This is a genomic window from Bacillus litorisediminis, assembly GCF_022808645.1.
In the GTDB taxonomy this organism is placed as follows: domain Bacteria; phylum Bacillota; class Bacilli; order Bacillales; family JC228; genus Bacillus_BF; species Bacillus_BF litorisediminis.
In genome coordinates, this window is the sequence record NZ_JAKZKT010000002.1 from 153,243 (window position 1) to 177,305 (window position 24,063).

At 40.0% G+C, this 24,063-nt stretch carries 25 protein-coding genes, 1 tRNA gene, 1 pseudogene and 1 riboswitch; of the genes and pseudogenes, 13 read left to right on the forward strand and 14 right to left on the reverse strand.

Annotated features, from left to right (window positions below):
* Positions 1–49: 49 nt before the first annotated feature.
* Complete coding sequence (locus tag MLE14_RS01725) at positions 50–529, forward strand: CcdC family protein (protein WP_243296574.1); 480 nt, start codon at positions 50–52, stop codon at positions 527–529.
* A gap of 227 nt (positions 530–756) precedes the next feature.
* Here the strand turns inward: MLE14_RS01725 and MLE14_RS01730 are convergent, their stop codons facing one another.
* From MLE14_RS01730 to MLE14_RS01745, 4 genes are all read right to left on the reverse strand, one after another.
* Positions 757–1,368, reverse strand: a complete 612-nt coding sequence (locus MLE14_RS01730; RefSeq protein ID WP_243296531.1) for a hypothetical protein — start codon at positions 1,366–1,368, stop codon at positions 757–759.
* 26 nt (positions 1,369–1,394) lie between these two features.
* Positions 1,395–2,000, reverse strand: a complete 606-nt coding sequence (locus MLE14_RS01735; protein WP_243296532.1) for a hypothetical protein — start codon at positions 1,998–2,000, stop codon at positions 1,395–1,397.
* 178 nt (positions 2,001–2,178) lie between these two features.
* A complete protein-coding gene (locus tag MLE14_RS01740) occupies positions 2,179–2,604 on the reverse strand; it encodes a DUF2621 domain-containing protein (protein ID WP_243296533.1) in 426 nt (141 codons plus the stop codon).
* A 185-nt stretch (positions 2,605–2,789) separates the two neighbouring features.
* Positions 2,790–3,026, reverse strand: a complete 237-nt coding sequence (locus MLE14_RS01745; RefSeq protein ID WP_243296534.1) for a hypothetical protein — start codon at positions 3,024–3,026, stop codon at positions 2,790–2,792.
* Between the two features lie 354 nt (positions 3,027–3,380).
* Here MLE14_RS01745 and MLE14_RS01750 point away from each other — a divergent pair.
* Together MLE14_RS01750 and tyrS are read left to right on the forward strand one after the other, a co-directional pair.
* Positions 3,381–3,478: transfer RNA gene (locus MLE14_RS01750), tRNA-Sec, on the forward strand.
* Positions 3,479–3,955: 477 nt separating this feature from the next.
* Positions 3,956–4,695, forward strand: a pseudogene (gene tyrS, locus MLE14_RS22850) (tyrosine--tRNA ligase); the annotation flags it as partial.
* 309 nt (positions 4,696–5,004) lie between these two features.
* Here the strand turns inward: tyrS and MLE14_RS01765 are convergent.
* The 3 genes from MLE14_RS01765 to MLE14_RS01775 all read right to left on the reverse strand — a co-directional run bounded on the left by MLE14_RS01765 (position 5,005) and on the right by MLE14_RS01775 (position 9,079).
* Complete coding sequence (locus MLE14_RS01765; RefSeq protein WP_243296576.1) at positions 5,005–6,090, reverse strand: hypothetical protein; 1,086 nt, start codon at positions 6,088–6,090, stop codon at positions 5,005–5,007.
* The gene (locus MLE14_RS01770) at positions 5,978–7,177 is read right to left on the reverse strand and encodes an endo-1,4-beta-xylanase (protein ID WP_243296536.1); all 1,200 of its coding nucleotides are present in this window, start codon (positions 7,175–7,177) and stop codon (positions 5,978–5,980) included. The genes MLE14_RS01765 and MLE14_RS01770 overlap by 113 nt, the downstream gene beginning before the upstream one ends.
* Before the next feature lie 1,308 nt (positions 7,178–8,485).
* Positions 8,486–9,079 carry a CBO0543 family protein gene (locus tag MLE14_RS01775; RefSeq protein ID WP_243296537.1) on the reverse strand — a complete coding sequence of 198 codons (594 nt, stop codon included), beginning with the start codon at positions 9,077–9,079 and terminating at the stop codon, positions 8,486–8,488.
* 275 nt (positions 9,080–9,354) lie between these two features.
* Between MLE14_RS01775 and MLE14_RS01780 the strand changes: the two genes are divergently transcribed.
* From MLE14_RS01780 to MLE14_RS01800, 5 genes are all read left to right on the forward strand, one after another.
* Positions 9,355–10,905 carry an ABC transporter substrate-binding protein gene (locus tag MLE14_RS01780; protein ID WP_243296538.1) on the forward strand — a complete coding sequence of 517 codons (1,551 nt, stop codon included), beginning with the start codon at positions 9,355–9,357 and terminating at the stop codon, positions 10,903–10,905.
* Positions 10,906–10,960: 55 nt separating this feature from the next.
* Positions 10,961–11,905 (forward strand): ABC transporter permease, encoded by a 945-nt coding sequence (locus MLE14_RS01785; RefSeq protein WP_243296539.1) that lies wholly within the window; start codon positions 10,961–10,963, stop codon positions 11,903–11,905.
* A gap of 18 nt (positions 11,906–11,923) precedes the next feature.
* Entirely contained in the window at positions 11,924–12,766 is an 843-nt protein-coding gene (locus MLE14_RS01790; protein ID WP_243296540.1) for an ABC transporter permease, read from the forward strand.
* A 422-nt stretch (positions 12,767–13,188) separates the two neighbouring features.
* The gene (locus MLE14_RS01795) at positions 13,189–14,181 is read left to right on the forward strand and encodes an ABC transporter ATP-binding protein (RefSeq protein ID WP_243296541.1); all 993 of its coding nucleotides are present in this window, start codon (positions 13,189–13,191) and stop codon (positions 14,179–14,181) included.
* The gene (locus MLE14_RS01800) at positions 14,178–15,161 is read left to right on the forward strand and encodes an ABC transporter ATP-binding protein (protein ID WP_243296542.1); all 984 of its coding nucleotides are present in this window, start codon (positions 14,178–14,180) and stop codon (positions 15,159–15,161) included. The genes MLE14_RS01795 and MLE14_RS01800 overlap by 4 nt, the downstream gene beginning before the upstream one ends.
* A 33-nt stretch (positions 15,162–15,194) precedes the next feature.
* On the opposite strand, the gene thiE is transcribed toward MLE14_RS01800, so the two are convergent.
* The 6 genes from thiE to MLE14_RS01830 all read right to left on the reverse strand — a co-directional run bounded on the left by thiE (position 15,195) and on the right by MLE14_RS01830 (position 19,982).
* The gene (thiE, locus tag MLE14_RS01805; RefSeq protein WP_243296543.1) at positions 15,195–15,854 is read right to left on the reverse strand and encodes a thiamine phosphate synthase; all 660 of its coding nucleotides are present in this window, start codon (positions 15,852–15,854) and stop codon (positions 15,195–15,197) included.
* Entirely contained in the window at positions 15,841–16,668 is an 828-nt protein-coding gene (thiD, locus tag MLE14_RS01810) for a bifunctional hydroxymethylpyrimidine kinase/phosphomethylpyrimidine kinase (RefSeq protein WP_243296544.1), read from the reverse strand. Before thiD ends, thiE begins: the two co-directional genes overlap by 14 nt.
* 12 nt (positions 16,669–16,680) lie before the next feature.
* Positions 16,681–17,490: a hydroxyethylthiazole kinase gene (thiM, locus tag MLE14_RS01815; RefSeq protein WP_243296545.1), complete on the reverse strand. Its 810-nt coding sequence runs from the start codon at positions 17,488–17,490 to the stop codon at positions 16,681–16,683.
* A gap of 21 nt (positions 17,491–17,511) precedes the next feature.
* Positions 17,512–18,273, reverse strand: coding sequence for a 3-oxoacyl-ACP reductase (locus tag MLE14_RS01820; protein ID WP_243296546.1), 762 nt, complete (start codon positions 18,271–18,273; stop codon positions 17,512–17,514).
* A gap of 117 nt (positions 18,274–18,390) precedes the next feature.
* A riboswitch (TPP riboswitch) is annotated at positions 18,391–18,501 on the reverse strand.
* A 158-nt stretch (positions 18,502–18,659) separates the two neighbouring features.
* On the reverse strand, positions 18,660–19,031 hold the full coding sequence (locus MLE14_RS01825) for a VOC family protein (RefSeq protein WP_243296547.1): 372 nt from the start codon (positions 19,029–19,031) through the stop codon (positions 18,660–18,662).
* A 219-nt stretch (positions 19,032–19,250) separates the two neighbouring features.
* Positions 19,251–19,982, reverse strand: a complete 732-nt coding sequence (locus MLE14_RS01830; protein ID WP_243296548.1) for an RNA polymerase sigma factor — start codon at positions 19,980–19,982, stop codon at positions 19,251–19,253.
* A 195-nt stretch (positions 19,983–20,177) separates the two neighbouring features.
* Between MLE14_RS01830 and MLE14_RS01835 the strand changes: the two genes are divergently transcribed.
* The 5 genes from MLE14_RS01835 (at position 20,178) to MLE14_RS01855 (ending at position 22,996) form a co-directional block, all read left to right on the forward strand.
* Positions 20,178–20,450, forward strand: a complete 273-nt coding sequence (locus MLE14_RS01835) for a phage holin (protein WP_243296549.1) — start codon at positions 20,178–20,180, stop codon at positions 20,448–20,450.
* A gap of 268 nt (positions 20,451–20,718) precedes the next feature.
* On the forward strand, positions 20,719–21,099 hold the full coding sequence (locus tag MLE14_RS01840; protein WP_243296550.1) for a metal-sensitive transcriptional regulator: 381 nt from the start codon (positions 20,719–20,721) through the stop codon (positions 21,097–21,099).
* 279 nt (positions 21,100–21,378) lie between these two features.
* Complete coding sequence (locus MLE14_RS01845) at positions 21,379–21,696, forward strand: thioredoxin family protein (RefSeq protein WP_243296551.1); 318 nt, start codon at positions 21,379–21,381, stop codon at positions 21,694–21,696.
* A 114-nt stretch (positions 21,697–21,810) separates the two neighbouring features.
* A complete protein-coding gene (copZ, locus tag MLE14_RS01850) occupies positions 21,811–22,047 on the forward strand; it encodes a copper chaperone CopZ (protein WP_243296552.1) in 237 nt (78 codons plus the stop codon).
* Between the two features lie 118 nt (positions 22,048–22,165).
* Positions 22,166–22,996: a hypothetical protein gene (locus MLE14_RS01855; protein WP_243296553.1), complete on the forward strand. Its 831-nt coding sequence runs from the start codon at positions 22,166–22,168 to the stop codon at positions 22,994–22,996.
* Between the two features lie 264 nt (positions 22,997–23,260).
* Here the strand turns inward: MLE14_RS01855 and MLE14_RS01860 are convergent, their stop codons facing one another.
* Positions 23,261–23,923 (reverse strand): class I SAM-dependent methyltransferase, encoded by a 663-nt coding sequence (locus MLE14_RS01860; RefSeq protein ID WP_243296554.1) that lies wholly within the window; start codon positions 23,921–23,923, stop codon positions 23,261–23,263.
* Positions 23,924–24,063: the final 140 nt, after the last annotated feature.

Sequence of the window (24,063 nt, forward strand, 5' to 3'; positions counted from 1 at the left end):
TTTATTTTGACTATAATAAAATAGAAAGTAATCATAGAGGACTGAATTCATCATGTTAATTATATCAACGGTGTTGGCCCTGCTGATGGGTGTAGCGGTTATATTCATTCGATTTAAGGCCTCAGAAAGACCGGTAAACGCAAAAAAAATCATATTGCCTCCTCTTTTTATGAGTACTGGAGCATTGATGTATGTATTTCCGTATTTCAGAATTACGCCGGTAGAGATCGCAGAAGCAATTGTAATAGGTGCTTTATTTTCGATTTTCTTAATAAAGACCTCCAAATTTGAAATAAGCAATGGAGAAATTTATATGAAACGGTCCAAAGCTTTTGCGATCGTGATTATTGCGCTCCTCTGTATTCGCTTAGGGTTAAAGGTGTTTTTTAGCACTTCTACAACCCCTGGTGAGCTTGGGGGCATGTTTTGGCTGATTGCTTTCTTTATGATCGTGCCTTGGAGAGTTGCGATGTATGCACAATATCGAAAACTTGAATCCTCATTAAAAATTAAAACTGAAACGATATAAAGAAAAAACTTGGCCAGCGTCAAGTCTTTAGACGCAGGCGTTTGCCTAGTTGCTCTTATCAAGCTCGAAACGCCTCGTGCTAATGTATGGCTAGACGAGGTTATCCTGGCCGTCGTAACTTTATCTTAAAAATTTTCCCTGCGTTGTTTTTGCTTCATCGCTAACACTTTTTACTTTCTAAAAGTGTAAAAAACCCCGCACATTCATTGTGCAGGGGTTTTAAACTTTTATAGTCCTTCCGTCAAACTTTCTTCAATAACCTCACCATTTTGGTCGAGAATACGGATGATACTATCTCCGCCAAGAGTTCGGACCGTTTGATCTATTTGTTCTCTTGCTCGACTTAGCTGTCCGGACAGGTTCATTTCTAGAACTTCACCATTTTTTAATTCAAGATAAAGCTTTTTAGGGTAAGTAGTCCCATATTCATCATTTTGAAATTCACTCGTAATCAGTGCGACGTCTTCCCATTTGGTTTGCTCCGTTCCAAATCCCATCAGCTCATTCCGGAATATTCCGTCGGGGCTGTAGTAATAATATTCATCTATGGTTAAAACAAGAAACACAAGAGATATAGAAAACAGCCCTGTAAAGAGTCCCCATTTAAGTTTTTTGTTCTTTAGCTCTAAAGCTGCCAAAATGATGCTGATTCCTAATGCAAATCCAGCTGCGATCGAAATCATCGCACTCACACTATCGCTGCCAAAGAAGAAAGCATCACCAGGCATAAAAATAGTTTGCTTTACAGCATTACTCAATAGCCCCAACACGAGTGAACTGAGTGAAACGATAATCCCGACTACAATCCACATTACTTTTTTGCTATCTGCATTATGCATCGAAAAACTGCCCCCTTGTCAAATCTTTAAAAATACTCTTTTCTTTCGATAAAATTTCCCTCTGGATCATAGATTTCTATGTAGCTCTCACCCCCGAATTTTCGGACGGTACTGTTAATAGAGGATCGCATTGAGTACTGCCTGGCTCCCAAGATCATGATGACTTCTTCCCCGTTTTGCATTTTTATAATCAATTCAGCAGGAACCGGGGTGCCATTCATATCTTTGCGATAAATGTGAGTCAATTCAGAAATCTCTTCCCATTTCAAGACCTTTTCCTGGGTCGTTTCGAGCGGATCAAAGACAATCCCATTCGGATCAATATAGTAATAATCATCAATGGCATAATAAATTCCTATACTTGAAATGAGGAAAAGGGTTGTGAAGATAATCCATTTAGTTTTTCTTTTACGTGTAACCCAACCGAGGAACATTAGGCTAATCCCAAGTAAAGCAATCGAAACGGTTGCAGCGATATAGGATTGTCCGCTTGAGCCAAAGAAATACCCGTACTCTGGTTTCATTAAAAGTTCTTTAATTGGTACGAAAAATAAGCCAATCACGATGCAAATTAAAAAGATCATAATACCAATACTGATCATGAGCATGGCTCTTTTATCCCCGTTTTTCATGTAAAGCCCCCTCTGCTGACTGACCCCTATTTAACTATCAAATAATACGTTTCAAAAATAATAATGGTTTCAAATATTTCCAAAAAAGGAAAGGCCGAACCTGTTGTTTTATTCTCCTCACGAATTTCACTCGGTTTATGTTCAAGTGAGGGGTCAAACTAATGCAGGCCGGCCATATCTAAAATAAGTGCTGGTAGGGTTCAATATCTATTTTCATTTCATTTAGCTTTTTAATCAAAAATTTATGATCTCTTTTCGGAGTTGCCATAATATAACCGCGAATCACTAACTCTTGATCAATTTTTTTAGCTTTTTCCTGAAGTGCTAATTCTCCAATTTTACCCGCAATTTTTTGTCTCGCCACATCCCGAAATAGCTCAGGAACCGGACTAACCAGTTCTTCCAAGAGATTCCGTTCTTCAGGCTCCCACAAGTTTTTCGTCTGACTTACATAATACTCTTCCCAATCCATATCTGATTTGCCATCTTCTTTTGGCAGCCGCTTTAAAAATTTGCGGAACATAAAAAAACCGCCAATGGCAAAAGAAACCACTAAAAATACAATCCAGAATAGGATGAACCATAAAAACCATCCTTCTAACATAAAACGAATTCACCCCACAATCTTCCAACTTGCTGTCTCTACTATTATAAAGCTCGTTTCAGGAGGTGACAAGAAAATCAAAGAGATTAACGGAGGGAGAATCTAGTAAATCGGGGAGAGGGAAACCCGTCTCTTTTAAAAAATGTAAAGTATGAATATATATTTGAATCTAAGAACAATATTTATTACTCTTCATCTGGGACATTTAAAATTTTGACCGTCTTAAAGGCTGGTATTATTTTAAATTTTAAATTCCAGCTTGATGAAATGACTTCAAAATCCTGTTCTGTAACTGCACATTGCAAGGCTACATCGTTATCATGATCTAGTACCACATAAGAATTGCTATTTGAAAATAGCCTATAGGAGTTATGTGCGATCAGTGTCCAGCCGTTTAATAATTGATGACTCTTATTTGCCAATAGAATTGATCCCCCTTTTCATATTCCTCATTCGACAAGATGAAATATCTCTTCCTATTTAACTATAATGTATCCAGAATAGGATCAGGACTCAAGCAGTAATTTAGAATTGGGGAATTTTTACATGACATTACGATTAAAGTTGACACTGCAGATTAGATTACAGCCAGGCTACTGGGATAATAGTAAATCATTGGAGAAATAAATTCTTCTTAATAAAGAAGGGGTTTCTCTATTGCGCAAAAATAATTAAATTTGCTAGTATAAACCATGTGACTTATGAATGAAACGAGTAAGGATTGATAGGAAAACTTGCAGAAACTGCTTTTAAACATTAATTTACACTATATACACGGGGCTGGAAACGATGCTGGTGCTCGTCTCGGTCTTCAAAACCGCTATGTGAGGCGCGTGTCGTCTCTGGTGGGTTCGATTCCCACACAGTCCCGCCAACTGAAACGTAGATATGACGTGGGTTTGACGTGATTTTACGTGATTTCATTACGTTGATTTTACGTTGATTTATTTACGCATATTAGTAATAGACTATAACGGTTTTCGTTCGGTTTTAGGAAAGACCGTTTCAGACTGATAGGTAAGACCTAAAAGGACTTATCTCGAAACTGTTACGGACTAAAACCGTTCCGACTTAAAACCAATCGGGACAAACGTGGCTCGCTCACTATTAAGTTGGGGGAGCTATTATTATGCAAAAAAGTATGCAGAAAAGGGTATCACGGAGATTTAAGCGAGACTATACCGCCCTAGAAAAGGTAGAGCAGACACTAACGATGGGCTGATGTTCGAGCAGTATATGTTAATTAAGAAATCGGAAGGACTAGCGACTCCGGACCATTAACGAATACTACGTCCATTATGATATACCTTAAGGGCTCATTCGGAGCCGATATGGATATTATTGAGTTACATTTAATTGTAAATGGCTAGCAAAGTTAAACTTTGAAGAAGTCATTCAATTAGCTGGTAAAATAACTGTCATTAGGTAATTAGAAAGAGATAACTTTGAGGAAAGAATTTCTTTTGGAAAACCTATATCGTTACACGAATTCTTTTACCCTTTAATGCATGGGATATGATTCCATCGTACTAGAATGTGATAAAGAAATAGGCGACAGACCAACATTTTGATGGGAAGACATGTTCAAGAAAAGTTTAGGAAAGAAAAGCAAGTAGCCATATTCATGCCATTACTGGAGGGGCTTGATGGTGTAGAGAAGTTGTCTAAATCGAAGAAGAACTACATCGGAATTGATGAAAGCCCATAGGAAATGTACGGGAAAGCAGTGTCTATTCCGGATGAGTTAATGAAGAAATACTTTGAACTGGTAACCGCTTTTACTCCAAACACGGAATAGAAGCAGAAGAAAAAGCTGAAAAGCCTTTTATTTCAGTTTTTCAGCAAGGGGCACTTCCAGATGAATTTTCAGAGATTGAATGGGATGGAGTTGCTGAAGTCCTTATACTACATTTACTCGTTGAATTGCAATTGATAAGCTCTAAAAGCGAAGCCCGAAGAATGATTGAAAACAGAGAAGTAAAAATAAATGGTAACGAGGTAGTAGATCCAAAGTTACAAGTTTCGATAACTGATGAATTAGTTATTCAGATTGGAAAACGCAAATTTATAAAAATAAAAACATTTCGGTAAAGGAGTTCACCCTATAGTGTTACTGATAGCAAAAATAGAGAACTTATAACTCCCTTGCCCTCATATTTATGATATTCATATGTGAATGGGCAGGATGGAACCCAAGAAAAATAAAAGTAGCCCATAGGACTACTTTAATTATTTGCAAACAATAAACTTCTGGCGTTGATTGAATAACACCACTTTTTTTAAAATACTTTGAAAGAAAATTCGTCAATAAAAGGAAGTCAATTTTATTGTGGACATTCAATAGGCTGCTTGCTGCACATTGGTTTGCAGTGCAGCGTACTGCTTTTCAGCGTCTTGCTGCTACTCGTTCACAATATAGCAATCACGAATCTTGTTGTGGCCATTAGTGTCCACATAAACCTTATATGGTCCCACCTGATAAACGTCTGCAGCGTTGTTCCTGATTAATATCTCTTCAGTAAAAGCCTCCGTCGAATCATCCGAGTATACTTCCGTAACGGTAACGGTCAGTCTGTTTTGATTACCATTGAGTCTCTCTACCGTAGCCGACGGCGTCGCGCTGACGGCAGTGACTACCTGGAGAATTACCGCGCCAAGTATTTCGGAACCATCATACACTACGACTGCATAATTCGCGCCGGCGTCAACATCGCTGCCTTTAACGCTGATCATCGCTTTGCCGTTTGCGAATGTCGCGGAAGCCACTGAAACTCCGTCCTTTTTCAACACCGCTTTGGAACCGTCAGGGACATCCGCCGTGACGGGGATATTGGCGTCACGCTCACTCACGATACGCTCCACCGGGGAGAGTCTTATTTCTACGCCCAGACTCGTTAAGTCTTCGTCTAAATAGTCGGACACGTACTCATACAGCTTAACACGAAGGGCTGCATCGTCCTCCAGTGAATCGACTCTTTGGGTGATGAAACCGTATTCATTTCCGTGCAGCGCATAAGTGTGACCGCTGGAACCAGTATGTGAAAATAGCGACGTCTCGCCTGTATCGGGATCTATACCCGTGTTAAACCATACCGCTCGATCTAATGCACTATCTGCAATAGTTGAGTCTGTGCGTAAAGCAGCCGTATCGTCGCTGCTCAAATCACGATACATAATAGAGGGGGCGATAAGGCCGCCGTGAACCAGACTTAACATTGTGTATCCTGTATACCCGTTCGCACTTGTGTATGGTCCCGGATCGGGGCTGGTTCTCTCTGTAAAGATAAATCTCGTATTATCCTGGATCAGCTCCGGCGCTACAATCCTATCGTCAACTATGGTGACAGGAGTACCCGCAAGCCCTCGTTTGGCGTTAGTTACACCGTCGGTCACCGGGACGGAGGGTACGTTCATATTGGTCAGAGCCTGACCTGAGTTGACGGAGACAACCATATAAGTCTTGCCGGATTCGATCGTTTTGGCCAATCTCCAATAATGTTCTGGAGTATTGAAGTCTGGGCTGGAATGTCTTGCTGTTAAGCATTGCCAGTTTACCGTCGTCCTCGTTAGGGGGAACATCGCGTGAAGTGCCGTTGAATTGTACGTCGAGTTCGGTGATGCTGATCTCACACCCGGTTTCACTATAAATCTTTAAAACTTCCTCTAAATTATCTACATTGAGTCTGAGGTTGTAATGCCCCTGTATCCCGATGCCCTCGATCAGCTTCCTGCCGTTTGCTTCAGGGTGTTCTTTCGCGTATCTTTCGTTGAGCTCCTTGACCATGGAGGCAATCGCGATGGCTTTGTTGGGGAGTTCTTCGTCGTTAAAGTCATTGTAATACAGAGTTGCGTCCGGGGCAGCCTCACGCGCGAACAAGAAGGCATCATAGATATAATCCCACCCGTTTCCGCCGTTAGCGTAAGCTGCAAACCATCTGGACGGCCGTTCCATTGGATTAATGCCGGAGCGAAGCGCGTTTCGCCAGTCGGTCGGATTTTCCGGATTATCCCTCATGGCTTCGTTCACAACGTCCCAGGCGTCGAGCTTATAAGGACCATGACTATAGTGCCCGGCGATTGTAGAAATATACCTTTTCAGGCTGGCCCTTGCCTCGGTATAATTCTGACCACTCGGCGGCCAGCCAGCTGACTGATTATGCCACGCCAGCGCGTGTCCAATCGTATAGAAACCGTCGGCTTTGACTTGGGTTAACATGTTGTCGGCTGTTGTGAATGACGGATCGCTAGTGGGGTTGGACCATATGGAGTCCGGCTTCGTAGCATTTTCGGGCGTCAGCGCGTTATAGTGGAACTTCATAAAATTATACTTCGCTGGATTGGTTAAGTCGGACGGGCTAACAGTATTGCCGATAAGAAAATGGTCCTTGTAGACTTCTTTCAGCGGCACAACCTCTGTCGCTGAAGTTCCCGTAGTTGCAGTGTCCAAAGCCTTCCCATTGACAACCTCTGCCGCTGAAGCATTGATGACCGGCAATGCGGTAGCGGAAAAAGAACTCAAAATAAAAACCAGCGATAAAAAATATGCCAGTAGGGTTCTAGCTTTTTCCTTCAAAAAAAATCATTCCTTTCATAACTTTGATCCCTTATTTTTTGTTAATTTGTGTTTTGATGGTTCATCACGAATAAATACAATAACTCATTCCGATGGTCCTATCATACTTTGGATTTATACGAATACTCTGGTTGATTAGACATACCAAATACACCATGCCACCACTTACATTCTTGTACTCATGCACACCACGTTCTAAAAATGTATTTCTGTTATCATATCCGTACATACACTCCCCCTTCTCGTTTACGTAGTGTCAAAATACTAAATGAATTTTGACCTAAAACCTTTATTTTACTGGCTTTCACCAGTTGGTTCTAACCTCCACCCGCAACTTCTGCAAATCTTTCAAGCTGTCCACTATTTCATCGTGTGATAGGTGTTTTATTCCTTTGTGGTCTCCAGCTCTGAGTGGTGTTGTTTTCAGCTTTGGGAGTGCTATTTTCCCTGTCTTATCCAATGCAGGCAACAAGTCCCTACATGACATGTCCTTTGGCTTTCCGACTGTTCATTCAGCCACCACGCAACTATTCGTGAGTTCAGGCACACTAGACTTTTGCAAATACAGTTTTAATAGGGGTAAAAATTCAATAGCGGCCTTCTCCTCTAGAATTTTTTGTAACCGCTATCATTTGGCTGAAAACTCATTGTTTTATATTATAAAACCCCGTTCTCATAATTAACGGGCAATATTTCGGAATTATCCTTTTAAGAGATTGGTTGTTTTATAATATAAAACTATGTTTTTTAATAATGAATTATTTGCTTTCAATAATAGCTCGGTGTCCAATTTGTGTCAACATTATTTTCTAAATCTTTTAATTATTTCTTCAATTCTTGTTCTAGAATAATTTATTCTGATGTTGGGCTTATTTAAAAGAAAAAAACCCTCTTTCTTAGGCATTTAAAACTATAATCAATATGTCAGGATTTGAATATGAAGAAATCATTGAGTTATTAAATGTTAATAAAGATTTCATCCTAAAAGATAATGAAAAAAATACTTATTAAATAAATTATCTACAGATGTTAAAGAACAAGATCTGGAAGATTTTTTTGAAAACACAACGGACAGGGAAATTGACAAATTTATTTCTGCCTTGATAGTGATGGGGCAATCGAAATAAAGCAAGTACAAAAAACTCGTATAGCAAGTAGAAAAACAATCAATTCCCTTAAAAAACTTTATGGACACACTTCCCAAATATGCGGTGAAAATCATTATAAAAAGTACAATGTAAATGTTACGGATTCCCACACAGTCCCGCCAACCGAAAATACAAATGCCTGAACACTATATTTTTAGTGTCAGGCATTTTTTTCTTCGCTAGATTTATCTGCACTTTTTTCAGCAGCCAGAAATAGATCAGTAACCAGCTTGGCTCCAACAGCACCTGCTATATAGAACATAAATAAATAGATATACTTCATGTTTTCCCCTAATTTGAACAACCCCATTACTTCCATGATCGGCTTAAAAAAGAAGGCAAAGAAAACAGAAACAAAGAACGCGTAAACATAATAATTTTTCCCGGTTTTACGCACCCATTGATACAGGAGCATGTAGACAACAGGGATGAGGGAGGAGTCCAGCCCTACGTTGACGGGAAAGAAGGGCAAGACTTTATGGGGATATCCCCATAAATCATTTCTGGTCCCGAAACCATCGAAATATAGAGCAATAACATGCATGCTGTATCCAAAGAATCCAATGTGGAAAGCTCTTTTGCGATCAAGAAAAAAGAAAAGCGCAATTAATGGCACAACGAGCATCATGAAATTAAACCAAAATTCCCAGGTATACAATCCTGAAAAATCAAACCAATAATCAATCCAATTGTTAGATAGCTCTTTTTCTTGTTTGACTAACTCTTCATATTGCTTTAATTGATCACCGTTCATCCATTTACTCCTTTGCTCTAATTGCAATGAACTGTTTTTCCATAGTTTGTACCAATTGGAAATATTTTATGAAAAAGAGGTGAAACGAAAGAACCGTCCCTATGTTTCGATTTCACCTCTTTGTTTCAATAAGTTAACCCAATTTTCACAGCATATCTAAAAAGGCAAAGTAATATAATTTGTAACAATATGGACTGATATGTTGTTTCGGTCAGTTAGATTAAAAAGTGAAATAAGTATTCTATTTTTCCTAAAAAAAGGGGGAGAAGAAGGGGATGAAAAAAAAGAGTTTTGCTTTATCTTTCATTTTCTTAAGTTTGATTTTACTTTTAATGGCATGCTCGAATGAGGGACAAACTGGTGAGGAAAAAGAACCGAACAATGATCCTGGCGTGGTGCAGGAGCTGAAAATCGCGAATGATCAGGAGCCGGCTGGGTTAGATCCGCATAAGACGCCAGCTCATTCATCAGTACGGATTTATTCGCAAATTTATAGCGGTTTGGTTCGATTTGATGAAAACATGAATATAGTTGGCGATTTGGCGGTTGACTGGGAGCAGCCGGATGATAAAACGTATATTTTTAATCTTCATAAAGGTGTAAAATTTCACAACGGTCGGGAAATGACGGCTGAGGATGTGAAATACAGCTTTGAGCGGATTTTAGCTGAAGAAACGGCATCGCATATAGCTTCTTATTTTGCTAATGTGGAAAGCATCAAAGTCCTTGATGACTATAAAATTCAGTTTAGCCTACAGAATACGGATGCTACGTTTCTAGCGAATTTGACGAATTCAAGTGCAGCCATCGTTCCTAAAGAAGTTGTAGAAGAAAACGGGGATTTGCAGCAGGTTGCAGTAGGAACAGGTCCGTTTAAGTTGGTAGAGTGGGTACCTGATAATCGGGTTGTTTTAGAAAAAAATGTAGACTATTACCAAGAAGGCTTACCAAAGCTTGACAAAGTGATTTACTACACAATGAAGGAAGAAGCTGCTAGATTATCGGCGATTCGCACAGGGGAAGTGGATTTAACAACCCTTACCGCTCAATCTGCGGCACTTATTGAAAAAGAAAAGAATGTGCAGATAAAAAGCTATCAATCCTTAGAATACAGCTATGTTGGTTTTAATGTAAATGCGGAGCCGTTAAACCATGAAAAAGTTCGCCAGGCTTTAAGTTTAGCAACAAACCGTCAAAGTATAGCTGACATTGTCTGGAATGGGGATGCGATTATTTCTGGACCGGTTGCGCCTTCGATGGGAGATTGGGCAATAGATGTAACACAGCATGAGCTTTATTCCAATGATCTTGAAAAAGCAAAACAGCTTTTAACGGAAGCGGGATATCCGGATGGATTTGATATTACGATTACGACAGCATCAACGTATGCAGACATGGTGGATACTGCGCAAATTCTGCAGCAGCAATGGGCAGAAATTGGCGTCAATGCGGAGATTAAGCAAATCGAATGGGGCGAATATATCGATACGTGGTCTAATACGTCGGCTGATATTTTAGTAGGTCGCAACGGTTCTGGTACCGACCCAGACCGTGCCCTCAATTATTTCTTCCATACAAATGGGTCCGCCAATGTATGGGGCTTCTCGGACAGCGAATTTGACAGCTTGGTAGAAACAGGTAAAACGGCAATCAACCCAGATGAAAGAAAGCAAATCTATGTAGAGGCGCAAGAAAGATTACTAGAATTATCACCAAATTTATTCCTGGTGTCACCGATGAAGTACGTGGCGGTGCGGAATTCAGTCGAAGGCTTTACGCCATATCCGCATAACGGCGAATACATTGTCGAGACATCGAAAAAATGATGAAGCAGAGGCTGCTTTTTTGGGCAGCCTCCGACTTTGAATAAGGGTGAGCATGATGTATGCATACATTCTAAGAAGATTATTGATGTTAGTTCCTGTTTTATTTGGAATCTCGGTGGTTGTCTTTTTTACATTAAGAATTATCCCCGGTGATGTCGCCCAGACGATTTTAGGCACGGACGCTACGCCTGAAGCCTTGGCACAGCTGAGGAAGGAATTCGGCTTGGATTTACCACTGCTGGAGCAGTATGTCCATTGGATGGGTGGCGTACTCACAGGCGATTTCGGAGAATCGATGCGGACAGGAAAAGAGATTCTTCCTGATATTTTAAGCCGTTTTGCCATTACCTTTGAGTTAACACTTCTGGCAGCGATTATATCTTGGATTATTGCCATCCCTCTAGGAATTATTGCTGGAATAAAGCGAAATTCAAAAACGGATTTTACCGTCAGAATCATTTCTTTACTTGGTGTATCAGTGCCAAACTTTGCTTTTGCGATTGTCATTATCTTACTGCTAGCCATTTATTTTTCTTATAGTCCTCCTGTTGGATATGTAGGTTTTTTTGAGGATCCGATTCGAAATCTCCAAATTTTATTATTACCGGCATTTGTCCTAGGGACCTCAATGGCTGGTGCAGTAATGAGGATGACTCGCTCTTCCATTTTAGAAATATTGAGGCAGGACTTTATTCGAACCATTCGCGCTAAGGGTGCAAAGGAGCGGGTTGTGATTTTTAATCATGCCTTACGAAATGCGATGATACCAATCTTAACCATTATCGGTATGCAAATCGGGGTTTTACTCGGGGGAACGGTTATCATTGAACAGATTTTTTCATTGCCAGGTTTGGGACAACTTGTGCTGACAGGAATTAATCAGCGTGACTTTACCGTTGTACAAGGCTCTGTCCTCTTTATTGCCTTTGTTTTTGTCATCATCAATTTAATTGTTGACCTCCTATATTCGTATTTGGACCCAAGAATCACGTACAAATAAGCCATTGAAGGTAAGGAAGTGAGATCTCAGGTGAGAGGATTCTTTCAGAGATTACTAGATGACAAGATTGGGTTAATTGGTTTTATCGGAATTGCCATCGTAATTATCGTAGCAATCATAGCCCCGTTTGTCGCACCCTATAGGCCAGATCAAATGTTTACGGATCATGTGCTGGAGGGACCCAGCAGCCAGTTTTTATTTGGAACAGATGAGTTAGGAAGAGATATTTTGACTCGGATTCTATACGGGGCCCAGGTGTCTTTAAAAGTCGGGATCATTGCAGTGGGGATTGGGGCAAGCCTCGGCTTGGTGTTAGGGGTAATAAGCGGATATTTTCAGGGGAAAACAGACCAAATCATTATGAGGATAATGGACATATTCTTTGCTTTCCCTGATATTTTATTGGCATTAACCATTGTCGCTGTATTAGGTCCAAGCTTAACCAATACAATGATTGCGATCGGGATTGTTTTTACTCCGGTTTTTACAAGACTTGTAAGATCAGCCGTGCTTTCCGTAAAGGAGAATGAATATTTGGCGAGTGCTGTAGCGATCGGAGTTCACCCTGTGAAGATCGTTTTTAAACATATTACCCCCAATATTATGGCACCCTTTATTGTGCAAGTGACACTTGCTTTATCGGGGGCAATTTTAACAGAAGCGGCTTTAAGCTTTCTGGGCTTAGGGGTGCAGCCTCCAGATCCCTCTTGGGGTGTGATGCTCAGTGAAAGCCGGACGTATATGGAATTTGCGCCATGGACGATTCTGTTTCCGGTTGGAGCCACGGTGTTTACCATATTCTGTTTCAATTTATTGGGTGATAGTTTGCGGGATTTGCTCGATCCGAAGTTGAGGCAGTAGGTTATTGGGTGGATGTGAGTTCGTTTAAATGGAAGCTGGGTTCAGTTAAACGTGAGTGAGTTCATTTAAATGGAAGCTGGGTTCAGTAAAACGGGAGTGAGTTCGTTTAAATGGAAGCTGAGTTCAGTAAAACGGGAATGAGTTCGTTTAACGGTAGGCTCAGTTTGCTTAAACGGTTACGAGTTCTTTTAAATGAGAGCTGAGTTCGGTTAAACGTGTACTGAGTTCGATAAAATGGCTTTAAGTTCGTTTAAATGGTTTTGAGTTTGATTAAATCGAGGGTTTGATTAGAAAAAGGCCTCAATTTTATATAAAAGGTTATAAAAAAGTGCAAGTTTCGAAAAACGAGAGCCAAGTTCCTAAAAAACTGCAGCTAAGTTCCGCAAAAAGTTGCAATTGCCATAAATAAGGGGAGAAGAACCTTGAATGCTGTTTTAGAAATAAACGATCTATCCATTGATATAAAAAGCAAAAGGCAATCGGTGAATGTAATCAAAGATATCAATTTAGCAATCGGGAAAAAAATGAAGTACGGAATTGTGGGTGAGTCTGGGAGCGGGAAGAGTCTTACGTCGCTCGCGGTTATGAACCTGCTTCCTGATGCATTGCATATAAAAAAAGGAAGTATCACTTTAAATACGAAGGTGAAAAAAGACCTGACGAAACTCTCAATCCGAGAGATGCAAAAGGTCAGGGGTAATGAAATATCAATGGTTTTCCAAGAACCGATGACCGCACTCGATCCCTTATTTACGATTGAGCACCAGTTACTCGAAGTTCTCCGTTTTCATCGTAAGTATGAGAAACAACAGATGCGAGAGCTGGGGCTTGAAATGATCACAAAAGTAGGCATTGTCCGTCCGAAGGAAATTTTCAAAAGCTACCCGCATCAGCTTTCCGGAGGGATGCGGCAGAGGATCATGATTGCATTGGCGTTGATTTGCGAGCCTGCATTATTAATTGCGGACGAACCGACAACTGCGCTAGATGTCACGATTCAGGCACAAATCCTCGATTTGATGAATCAGCTAACAGAAACTCATGAAACTTCCATAATGATGATTACCCATGATTTAGGTGTCATCAATGAAACGTGTGAAAGAGTCGCGGTTATGTATGCGGGGCAAATCGTGGAGGAATCCACCGTTGCAGAATTGTTTAGCCAGCCAGCACATCCCTATACACAAGGTCTGCTTCAATCTATTCGGTCTTTAAGGGATCGCAAAAGAACACTGTACTCTATTCCCGGGAATGTCCCGATGCCCATTCAATATCAGCAGCTAGGATGCCGCTTTGTCAGTCGCTGTCCGTTCGCAATGGAACGATGTAAATCGTCAGAGCCTCCGATGTATCAGGTTTCCAAGGGCCATACAAGTAAGTGCTGGCTTCATGAAAAGGAGGGTCAAGGGGTATGAGCGAAAATGTTGTGCTCGAAGTGAAACATTTAAAAAAATACTTTCCGATCAAAGCCGGGATATTATTGAAAACAAAAGGATACCTTAAAGCGGTCGATGATATTAGCTTTGAGGTACGCAAAAAAGAAACCCTTGCTTTAGTAGGAGAAAGCGGATGCGGAAAGTCTACGACGGGAAGAACAATCCTGCGTTTATATGATTCAACCGAAGGGGAAGTGATTTTTAAAGGCATCAATATTCTAGATATTTCTAAAGGTCAATTTCGGAAAATGAGAAGAGACCTGCAAATGATATTTCAAGATCCGTTTAGCTCGTTAAACCCGCGAATGACAGTTAAAGAGCTATTGATCGAACCATTGCTGACTCATAAACTGGCAACCCGTAAAGAAGCTGTTGAAATAGCGGGGGAGATGATTGAAAAAGTCGGGTTATCCAGGGATCAGCTAAAACTCTATCCCCACGAATTTAGCGGCGGGCAAAGGCAACGGATCAGTATTGCGAGAGCGTTAATTGTTAAACCCGAAGTGGTCATTTTAGATGAAGCTGTATCCGCGTTGGACGTATCGATCCAGTCGCAAATCTTAAATTTGCTGATTCAGCTTCAGGAAGAATTTGAATTAACGTATATTTTTATTTCTCATGATTTGAATGTGGTCAAGCATATCAGTGACCGGGTCGGGGTTATGTATTTGGGACAAATGATGGAGCTCGCGGACACAACTGATTTATACGAAAATCCGCTTCATCCGTACACAAAAGCCCTCTTATCGGCAATTCCGTCATTAGATATGAAGGAAAAAAGAGAAAGAATCATTTTACAAGGAGATGTACCGGATCCCTCGAATCCTCCCTCTGGATGTCCGTTCCGATTAAGATGCCCGTATGCATTTGAAAGGTGTGCGAGTGAAAAACCAGCCTTTCAGGAAACTGGTACAAATCATTGGGTCGCTTGCCATTTGTATAATGAGACGGAGAATTAAATGCCCTAATCCAATCTGGATCAGGGCATTTTTTTATATGCCAGCTAAAACAGCTTCCCTTAATAATCTGGCAGCGGCCTTAGGATCCTCTGCATGGCTGATCGCAGTAATAACCGAAACCCCGTCCGCACCAGCTCGAATAACCGGACTTGCATTACTGGCGGTAATCCCGCCAATCCCGACAAGAGGGATATCAATACCAGTCTGTCTCAACTCTTTTAGAAAACTTATTCCTTGAGCAGCTTTGGCATCTTCCTTCGTTGTCGTGGGATAAATGGGACCAATCCCTAAGTAATCGGCCCCTGCAGCAATAGCCTTTTCAGCCTCCGTCAGGTTATGCGCAGATACCCCGAGAATTTTGTGGCCAATCTTTATTCGAACGGCATCAGCCGGCTCATCCTCCTGGCCGATATGAACACCATCAGCATCTATTTCAAGGGCAAGCTCGATATCATCATTGACGATAAAGGGGATGTTGTATGATTTACAAATCGTTTGCAGCCTTTGGGCAAGGCGCAGCTTTTCCTCACCTTGAAGGCATCCTTTTCCTTTTTCGCGAAACTGAAAGAGGGTGATGCCTCCTTGAATCGCAGCCTCTAGCACAGCTTCAGATGCCTGATAACAATTGGGACTGCCCATGATAAAATACACTCTAAGCAACTCTCTTAAATAATCATCCCTAATTCTTTCCATGAACCAATTCTTCCTTTTTCCGCTTATTAAAAGCCCAGTGGTTAGTTGGACCATGACCGCTGCCAAGCTGAAGATCGTCTTCGATTGAAGCTTGGATAAATAATTTCGCACGCTCTGATGCTTGTAGAACACTCATGCCGTCAGCAAGTCCTGCTGTAATCGCTGCAGAAAATGTGCAGCCGGTTCCGTGTGTGTTTTTAGTTGAGACCCTGGGGCTTTTAAGTTCAAAAAATTCTTTTCCATCAAATAAAAGGTCGCTAGCCAAATTTTTATCACCGTCATGGCCGCCTTTTAAAAGAACATGCTTCGCACCGAGCTCGTGTAATGCTTGTGCTGCTTCTCTTTTGTCTTGTTCTGTTTTAATGATACGACCCGTCAGGACCTCTGCTTCTGGGATATTTGGCGTAATGACTAAAGATAATGGGAGAAGAAATTCCTTCATCGCGGAAATTGCATCATTCAGTAGCAGACGGGCCCCGCCTTTTGCAATCATAACCGGGTCAATTACGATATTTTTCCAGCGGTTTCGTGCAATTTCAGCTGCTACCATTTCGATAATTTCTGCACTAAAGAGCATCCCCGTTTTAACCGCATCGGGATGAAGATCATCGGCTACGGATTGAATTTGTTGTTGGACCGCCTCTGCTGTCATTGGATAAACACCCTGAACTCCTAACGTATTTTGCGCGGTAACAGCAGTCAGCGCAGACATGCCAAAAACACCGAGCTCCTGAAACGTTTTTAAGTCAGCCTGTATACCTGCACCGCCGCCGCTGTCAGAGCCTGCAATGGTTAATGCCTTTTTTACGTTCATGGGAATACCTCCTTATTTTATCTTTTCAAATGAAGCGAACTTTTCAATGTCTTGAGCTCCAACTGAATGCAGAGCATTTAAAAATTCAATCTGGAACGTGCCGGGACCTTTACCGTCTACTCTTTCGGCTGCGATTTCTGCTGCAACACCGTACACCACTATAGCAGCAACGGCTGCTTTTATAGGTTCTTTTTCCAAAGCAGCAAATGCGCCTATAACAGAAGTGAGGAGACATCCTGTACCAGTGACTTTCGTTAAATAAGGGTGACCATTGTTTACGGTGTAAACTGTTTCACCATCTGTAATCACATCTTGTTTGCCAGTAATCACGATACCGGTGTTCAGATTCATTGCTACTTCTACTCCCATTTCAATCGTATTTCCGGGAGTTTCTCCCGCGTCCACCCCTTTAATCTGCCAGGAAAGGCCGCCTGCATTCGCAATTTCTGCTGCATTGCCTCTCATAATGGATATCTCAAGCTCCTTTAGTAACTTTTTCGCTGTCTCTGTGCGAAAAGGGGTAGCTCCTGCACCGACTGGGTCAAAAATGATAGGAACACCATGCTCATTAGCAGACCGGCCCGCAATCAGCATGCTTTCCACTGCTTCTGCCGTTAAGGTACCTATATTTAAAACCAGGGCACCTGCTATTTTCGCCATATCCGCCACTTCCTCATGGGCATAGGCCATCACTGGAGAAGCACCAATAGCAAGGAGCCCATTAGCGGTAAAATTGGTCACAACCACATTTGTAATGTTATGAATGAGCGGATTGGTTTCTCTTAGCTTTTCTAATAAACTGCTAATCTCTTGAACGTTCAAATCTAGATTCCTCCTCATGAATTATTGCATGACAAGACCGCCATCGACGATCAAATTCTGCCCAGTGACTGCTCTAGCCCATGGCGAAGCAAAAAATACAACCGCATCCGCTACCTCAGCGGGATCTGTGACTTTTCTTATAGGAGTAGAGTTTTCGATTAATTGAAAAACTTCGTCAGACGTTGCCGAACTTGCATCAGTTACCTTAAGTAATCCACCTGAAACCATATTGACTGTTATCCCATATTGACCTAATTCATTGGCCATATTTCTGGTGAAGCCAACGAGTGCCGCTTTACTTGTAGTGTAATCATGATAAGGAACGACCGGATGCTGGAATAAATTGGTGCCAATTGAAATCACACGCCCGAATCCTAGTGCTTTCATATCATTCAATCCTGCCTGAAGGGTATTCAACGCCCCGCGGATTGCTCCTTCAAGCTGCCCTTGATAATCTTCCCAGCCAATGGAAAAGGCATCTTTCTTGGAGACAGGATCAAATCGAAAATTCACTAATGCATTATTAACAATCGTTGTAACAGGGAAGCCAAAGTATTTATGAGCCTCTTTAAAAAGGTTCCGCACCTGGATTGGATCACGGACATCAGCACGGATTGCAACCGCACTCTCGCCAATCTCTCTTTTTAATTCATATGCTTTTTCTTCACTGCCAAAATAGTTAATAACTACACGAGAACCTTCTCGAGCAAATGCCTGAACAGTCTCACGCCCTAAACCTCTGCTTCCTCCTGTAACTAATACAACTTGGTCTTGCAGTCTCATATGTAAATCCTCCTCATAGATGTCATCAACCGAGCCTCGAATAGGGGAGCTCCGGACAAAAAAAACCAGATCCATGTCGGACCTGGCAGAAAGGTATATGTATGCAAAAGAAAAAACACTGCACAAACACTACTTTCCTACGCTGGTATAACCCAGATCAGGTCCGAAGGGTAAAAAACAGATCGGTTTTCTTCTCAGCCCGCGCATCGGGCACCCCTAGTAGCCAAAGCTATTCAGTTGCTTACTCTTATTTTAGCGGGAAATGCTGCTCCTGTCACCTCTCGGGTTTTCTAGTTTGGTTGCGAAATGTTGCAAGGTTGAGCACAAAGATAGCCTTATCTCCTTAGAGACAAGGCTATTATTTATAAATTCAGATGATAAATTTTTTACTTCACAACCCCAAAACGATTCCCATCTGGATCAAAAAGACTAAAGCCTCTAATCCCATCATACTCATGAATTTCACTCACATTTGCCCCTTTGTTTAAAAAGTTTTGATATGACTTTTCTACATCATTTGTATGAAAGTTAAAATAATGATCTACATCATAATTGTTTTTTGGGAAAGTCGGCTGGGTAATATCTGTTGATTTTACTAAACAAAATAAAACAGTTCCGTCTCCCATTTTCAATACATTTGCTTCTGGTTCATCCTTATGCAGAATTTCAAATCCAAACATGTTTTGATACCACTTGGTTGAAGTATCTAAATCGCTAACTGGAATAAAAATTCCTACTCCAAATATATCTTTACTCATATGATTTCCACTCCTATTTTAACATTGCTACAGCCTCTTTTTTTTTATTGCAGACACCCAAAGAAATCCATTATTATATACCATTGTATTATTCTTCTAAGTCTTTACGGGTATAAAGACACCCAATCATTCATTCATACTCAAAAACCTCCTTTTTTTGTTTCCATAACAAGTAACGAGGTTTTTATTAGATTTCTTACATGTATATCAAAATTTTATTTAAGCAGATATCGTAATAATATTTCCGTCTGGATCTTGTATTTGAAAACAGAGGGTATAGCCATTTTGTTTTATTCTTTTTAAAATGACCTGATGAGCAACTAGAGATAGATACCCTTCAAAAATAGCTCTTGGGTTTCTTTCGCGAAATGCTGCCAAAAAGTCTTCAAACAAAGTGGGATTTATAGGATTTGTATTTATGGGCTGTCCATGATTTTTTTCATCGGTGATTAGCTGAGAAACTTTTGAATAATAGCTGAGCGTCTGCCGGGCTCGATGCAAGGTGGTGTGGATATTGGATTCTGTTTCATTCAATAAGGTTGCCGTTTCTTTGGCTGTAAATTCAAATACATCGATTAACAAAACAATGACAAATTGTTTAATAGACAGATAGTCTGCCAATTGCTCTAGAGATTCTCTCAAATCAATATTGCAATTCTTATTCCCAATTTCTCCACTAATAGTATGTATATCTATCATATCTGCTTTTTTTCTTCGTTGCTGATCAATCCACAAATGTTTGGCTGTTAGGTAAATATATCGTTTAGTTAGTACCATGTCTGGCCGTTTCTTTAAAGTTAGGTAAATCTTCATAAGGGTTTCCTGAAATAAATCTTCACCGTCCCATTTAGTGGAAGCGATAGTGTAACAATACTTTTCGATATCACGGTAAAATCGGGCGATTCTCATTTCAAAGATGGACTTTTCATCAGACTCTCTCAAATACCTCATTACAAACTCCTTTTTTTACATTATTGTGTCATAGGGAAGCGAGACTGTCACCACTTTATAATGACACGCAGGGCAAGACTTTCTAGGTGATGAAATAGATTTTAAAAGGGATAACCGAATGCCCTTATCCAAAAGGAGACAAGCTGCATATAAGTATAGTAATAGAATCCAATAAATCGATAGGGGGTGGAAAGCTTGTTTAACTGGAAGGTACGGTTTAAAAATCCAGTGTTTATTTTTACTGTTTTTATCCCAGGTCTTATTTTTCTTACCCAAGCGATTTTATCTTTTATTAACACTTTTATATATCCAATAGGCTTTACTATTTCTGATGATGCCGTAAATGGTTTATTAGGAATTGTGAACTTAATTGCTTTTACATTCTTCGGTATTGGCGGGCTAGTGGATCCAACAACGAAGGGTATAAGTGACAGCCAAAGGGCAAAAAAATACACGAGACCGATGTAATGGAGCAAGGCTTGTAATGTTATACTCTCTTACAAAGTCCGTTTTCCGCTTAGAAAAGAGTTTATTCTTTGGAATAGGCTCTTTTTCATTTAATTTGAAGGATTGTACATATTAAAAATGCTTTTTATATGGAAAATTAAATGGAGAAAATTTTATGAAAAAATTAATGAAAAACAATTGACATACCCCTAATAGGTATATTAACCTTGAATCAAGGCAATGTTATACCCTAACTGGGTATTTAAAATATATCAAGGAGGTGCTGCTAATGTCACTTAACCTTAATAATGAAGAAATACTAAATGTTGATGCCTGCTGCTCCAGCGAAAGAAAAAGTCATCATTCAGATGAAGTAAAGGCAAATTTATATGCCAGATTAAATAGAATCGAAGGACAAATTCGCGGGATTAAAGGTCTTATAGAAAAGGACACGTATTGCGATGATGTGATTACGCAAATTGCTGCTACTCAATCGGCCTTAACCAGTGTTGCTAAAATTTTATTAGGGGGTCATTTGAAGACTTGTGTACTGGAAAGAGTCCAGGATGGGGATGATGAGGTCTTAGATGAGGTGCTAATCACCATTCAAAAATTAATGAGGGGAGGCCAAACTATTGATGATGCGGGTTATGAAGTACAATATAATTAGAAAAAGTGCTGATTGTAGCACGTTTTATTTTTCAAGAAAATATACCCCTTGTGGGTATATAGTGAATAAGTAAAAAATACAGGAACTTCAGTTTCCGTTGTTTTAAATGCCGTACGTTTACAAAGGGTATAGCTAAATCAAAAATTATTCTAAGTTTATCGACAAGTAATTACACCGGCGGGAACTGGATGTATGACTGCTTTAGAAACAGAAAAATAATGAAAGAAATCGAAAGGAGTATGAGCCTCAAAAATTTCCATATTTTAAGGAGGAATTTCTATGTTAAAGCAAATGAATTTATATGAGTTTGAGCATCAAATAAAAGAAATGAATAAGCCTATTCTTCTAAAGTTTACAGCAGTCTGGTGTCCAGGATGCAGACAACTGGCTCCTATTGTTGAAAACGTTGAGGAACAGTTAAGAGATACGGTAGCATTCTTTGACGTGGATGTTGACAAGTCACTTGACTTGGCACAAAAATTTGGAGTCATGAGTATACCGACACTTATCCTTTTTAAAAACGGGAAAGAAGTAGATCGTGTTACGGCTCCAGATGCAAATGAAGAAGCAATTATAAAATTTGTGACCAAATCATAATTCGTGCTGGAAATGTTGCAATACTAGAGAGGGTAAAAAATCAATTGTTATTAATAACCCTACGAGGGTAACGTGTAGTGTTAATTAAACACAACTAATTAGGAGGTAATAATTATGAATCAAACAACACTAAATGTTAAGGGAATGTCTTGTGGACATTGCATTAGATCGATTGAAGGAAATGTGGGGAAACTAAATGGTGTAGAATCTGTAAAAGTGAATTTAAGTGAAGGTAAAGTAGACCTAACGTTTGATCCTAATACTGTCAGTTTGATAGAAATAAAAGAAGTAATTGAAGATCAAGGATATGATATAGAGGAACAGCCAAACCAAGGAGAGAGTTGCCACTAATGAGAAACAAATGATCGTGCTGATATCAGCACGATCTCTTTTGAATAGGGATATACCCCTCCATAGTTTTAAATTACAACTATTAAATTAAAATCTTAAATAGAAATGAGGTAAAAAAATGAAACAAAAAACCTTGCTAGTTTGGTCTATCTCAGCAATTCTGTATCTTGGAGTTGTAATTGGTGCATACAGTGTTTACGCCAGTATGAACCCAATTACTAATAATCATCAAGAAGATCATACACAGCCGCACACAGATGATGAAAGCAGCCATAGTGAACACAATGCTAAGGCAACTGAAGGAAACAGCGACATTCAAACAAATTTGGAGGTAAAGGATAGTAAGTTATCAATAGCAATTAAAGATAAAACAGGTGAATTGTTTGATGAATTAGAAGTCAATCACGAGAAACTACTTCATTTAATCATCATAAGTTCTGATATGGAATTATATAAACATCTCCATCCAGAAAAGATTGGGGCTGGGATGTTTGAAGTAAATCAAGAACTCCCAGATGGTGAATATAAAGCATTTATAGATATAAAACCGATAGGTAAAACTTATCAAGTAAATCCTATTTCTTTTACAATTGGGGAAAATCACAGAGGTGATCATCAATATGCAACACTTAAACCAAGTGAAAGTATGACTGTCAAAAAAGATAAATATCAAGTTACAATGAACCCTAGTTCATTAAACGTGAATGAAGAAATAAAACTATCGTTTGATTTGAATGGTACTAAACCTGAACAGTATCTTGGTGCCCTTGGACATGTCGTGATTTTGGATGAAGCTGCAAACGAATATATACATGTTCACCCGCTTAAGGGAGAGGAACCAGTATTTGCTACAAGTTTTGACCAACCTGGATTATACAAAGTTTGGGCAGAATTTAAGTTTAATGGAGACGTGTTTGTTTTTCCTTATGTGATTGAAATTGATAAATAATGCAATGAATAATAAGCTATTGACTGATCGGTATAAAGATCTTGTCATACATCTGGAACTTGCAGGTCTTTTACCTCTGATACATTAAGAGAACCAAAAGGTGAAAATCCTCCTTTATAGGTGCTTTCACCTTTTTATAATGGTTTTTAAACCACAAGGTCTGCGTATGTGAACATTAGCTTCTAGGTTTGGTACATTGAGTAAATGAACGGCCTTTCCTGTAAACGAAAGACTCGCTCTGTTAATTCTATTTAGATTCTGCAATTAAAATAAGCGAAAGAGGTTTCCCTTCATTAGGATCAACCGGTTCAAGGCAATCCGACAGTTGGAATCCAGCCAGACCAAGTTCTTGAACCCACGACGCAAGAGTTCTGTAATACCATGGCATACTTGCTTGATATCCTTCACCCATACCATCAAACTTCTCAATTCTCCAGCCATTCTCATACCGATTTTTCTCATTTTGATAACAGAAATGGGGTGAAGGGTTTGAATGATAATCCTGCCAGAATTCTTTATTACTTGTTTGCTAGCATAAAGGACTGGTTGAATCTGTTCAGAGAGAAGCGAGAAATTAAATACAGCCACATCAAATTCGGCTCCAACCACAGTTGGGTGATCTGAAAACGCATCGTAGTTCATACAGTGAAATTCACCGCCACCCAGTTTCTTGGCCTCATCAATCAAAGGTTCGCTGCTATCAATCCCGACAACATGAATGCCTTTTTGTGCCAGTTCTCGTGCAAGCCAGCCTTCTCCACAGCCAACGTCAAGGACCGATTGAGGCATTTGGGACAGGATTGTTTGGATAATCGCAGGGTTTGTAACGGTTTTTCTGCTAATGATCTTTTCATAGCGGATAGACTCAGTCCAAGCCTTACTATTGACCTTCCAACTTTCTTCTAACTGCCTATCATAATGGTTCACTGGTCTCCCCCAAATCATGCAGTATTTTTCAAGATATAAAATTTGTTCAGTTGGCAATACAACAGTGTGCGCTGCTTTCTTTTTTGATTCGAAAAAAATACAGTCAAAATTAGCATTAGAACAGGAATCAATCCTATCAG

Coding starts and splice junctions, on each gene's coding strand:
- MLE14_RS01730 (WP_243296531.1), bottom strand. CDS start 1,368: ATGCATAATGCAGATAGCAAAAAAGTAATGTGGATTGTAGTCGGGATT.
- MLE14_RS01735 (WP_243296532.1), bottom strand. CDS start 2,000: ATGAAAAACGGGGATAAAAGAGCCATGCTCATGATCAGTATTGGTATT.
- MLE14_RS01740 (WP_243296533.1), bottom strand. CDS start 2,604: ATGTTAGAAGGATGGTTTTTATGGTTCATCCTATTCTGGATTGTATTT.
- MLE14_RS01775 (WP_243296537.1), bottom strand. CDS start 9,079: ATGAACGGTGATCAATTAAAGCAATATGAAGAGTTAGTCAAACAAGAA.
- MLE14_RS01780 (WP_243296538.1), top strand. CDS start 9,355: ATGAAAAAAAAGAGTTTTGCTTTATCTTTCATTTTCTTAAGTTTGATT.
- MLE14_RS01785 (WP_243296539.1), top strand. CDS start 10,961: ATGTATGCATACATTCTAAGAAGATTATTGATGTTAGTTCCTGTTTTA.
- MLE14_RS01800 (WP_243296542.1), top strand. CDS start 14,178: ATGAGCGAAAATGTTGTGCTCGAAGTGAAACATTTAAAAAAATACTTT.
- thiE (WP_243296543.1), bottom strand. CDS start 15,854: ATGGAAAGAATTAGGGATGATTATTTAAGAGAGTTGCTTAGAGTGTAT.
- thiD (WP_243296544.1), bottom strand. CDS start 16,668: ATGAACGTAAAAAAGGCATTAACCATTGCAGGCTCTGACAGCGGCGGC.
- MLE14_RS01820 (WP_243296546.1), bottom strand. CDS start 18,273: ATGAGACTGCAAGACCAAGTTGTATTAGTTACAGGAGGAAGCAGAGGT.
- MLE14_RS01825 (WP_243296547.1), bottom strand. CDS start 19,031: ATGAGTAAAGATATATTTGGAGTAGGAATTTTTATTCCAGTTAGCGAT.
- MLE14_RS01830 (WP_243296548.1), bottom strand. CDS start 19,982: ATGAGGTATTTGAGAGAGTCTGATGAAAAGTCCATCTTTGAAATGAGA.
- MLE14_RS01840 (WP_243296550.1), top strand. CDS start 20,719: ATGTCACTTAACCTTAATAATGAAGAAATACTAAATGTTGATGCCTGC.
- MLE14_RS01845 (WP_243296551.1), top strand. CDS start 21,379: ATGTTAAAGCAAATGAATTTATATGAGTTTGAGCATCAAATAAAAGAA.
- copZ (WP_243296552.1), top strand. CDS start 21,811: ATGAATCAAACAACACTAAATGTTAAGGGAATGTCTTGTGGACATTGC.
- MLE14_RS01855 (WP_243296553.1), top strand. CDS start 22,166: ATGAAACAAAAAACCTTGCTAGTTTGGTCTATCTCAGCAATTCTGTAT.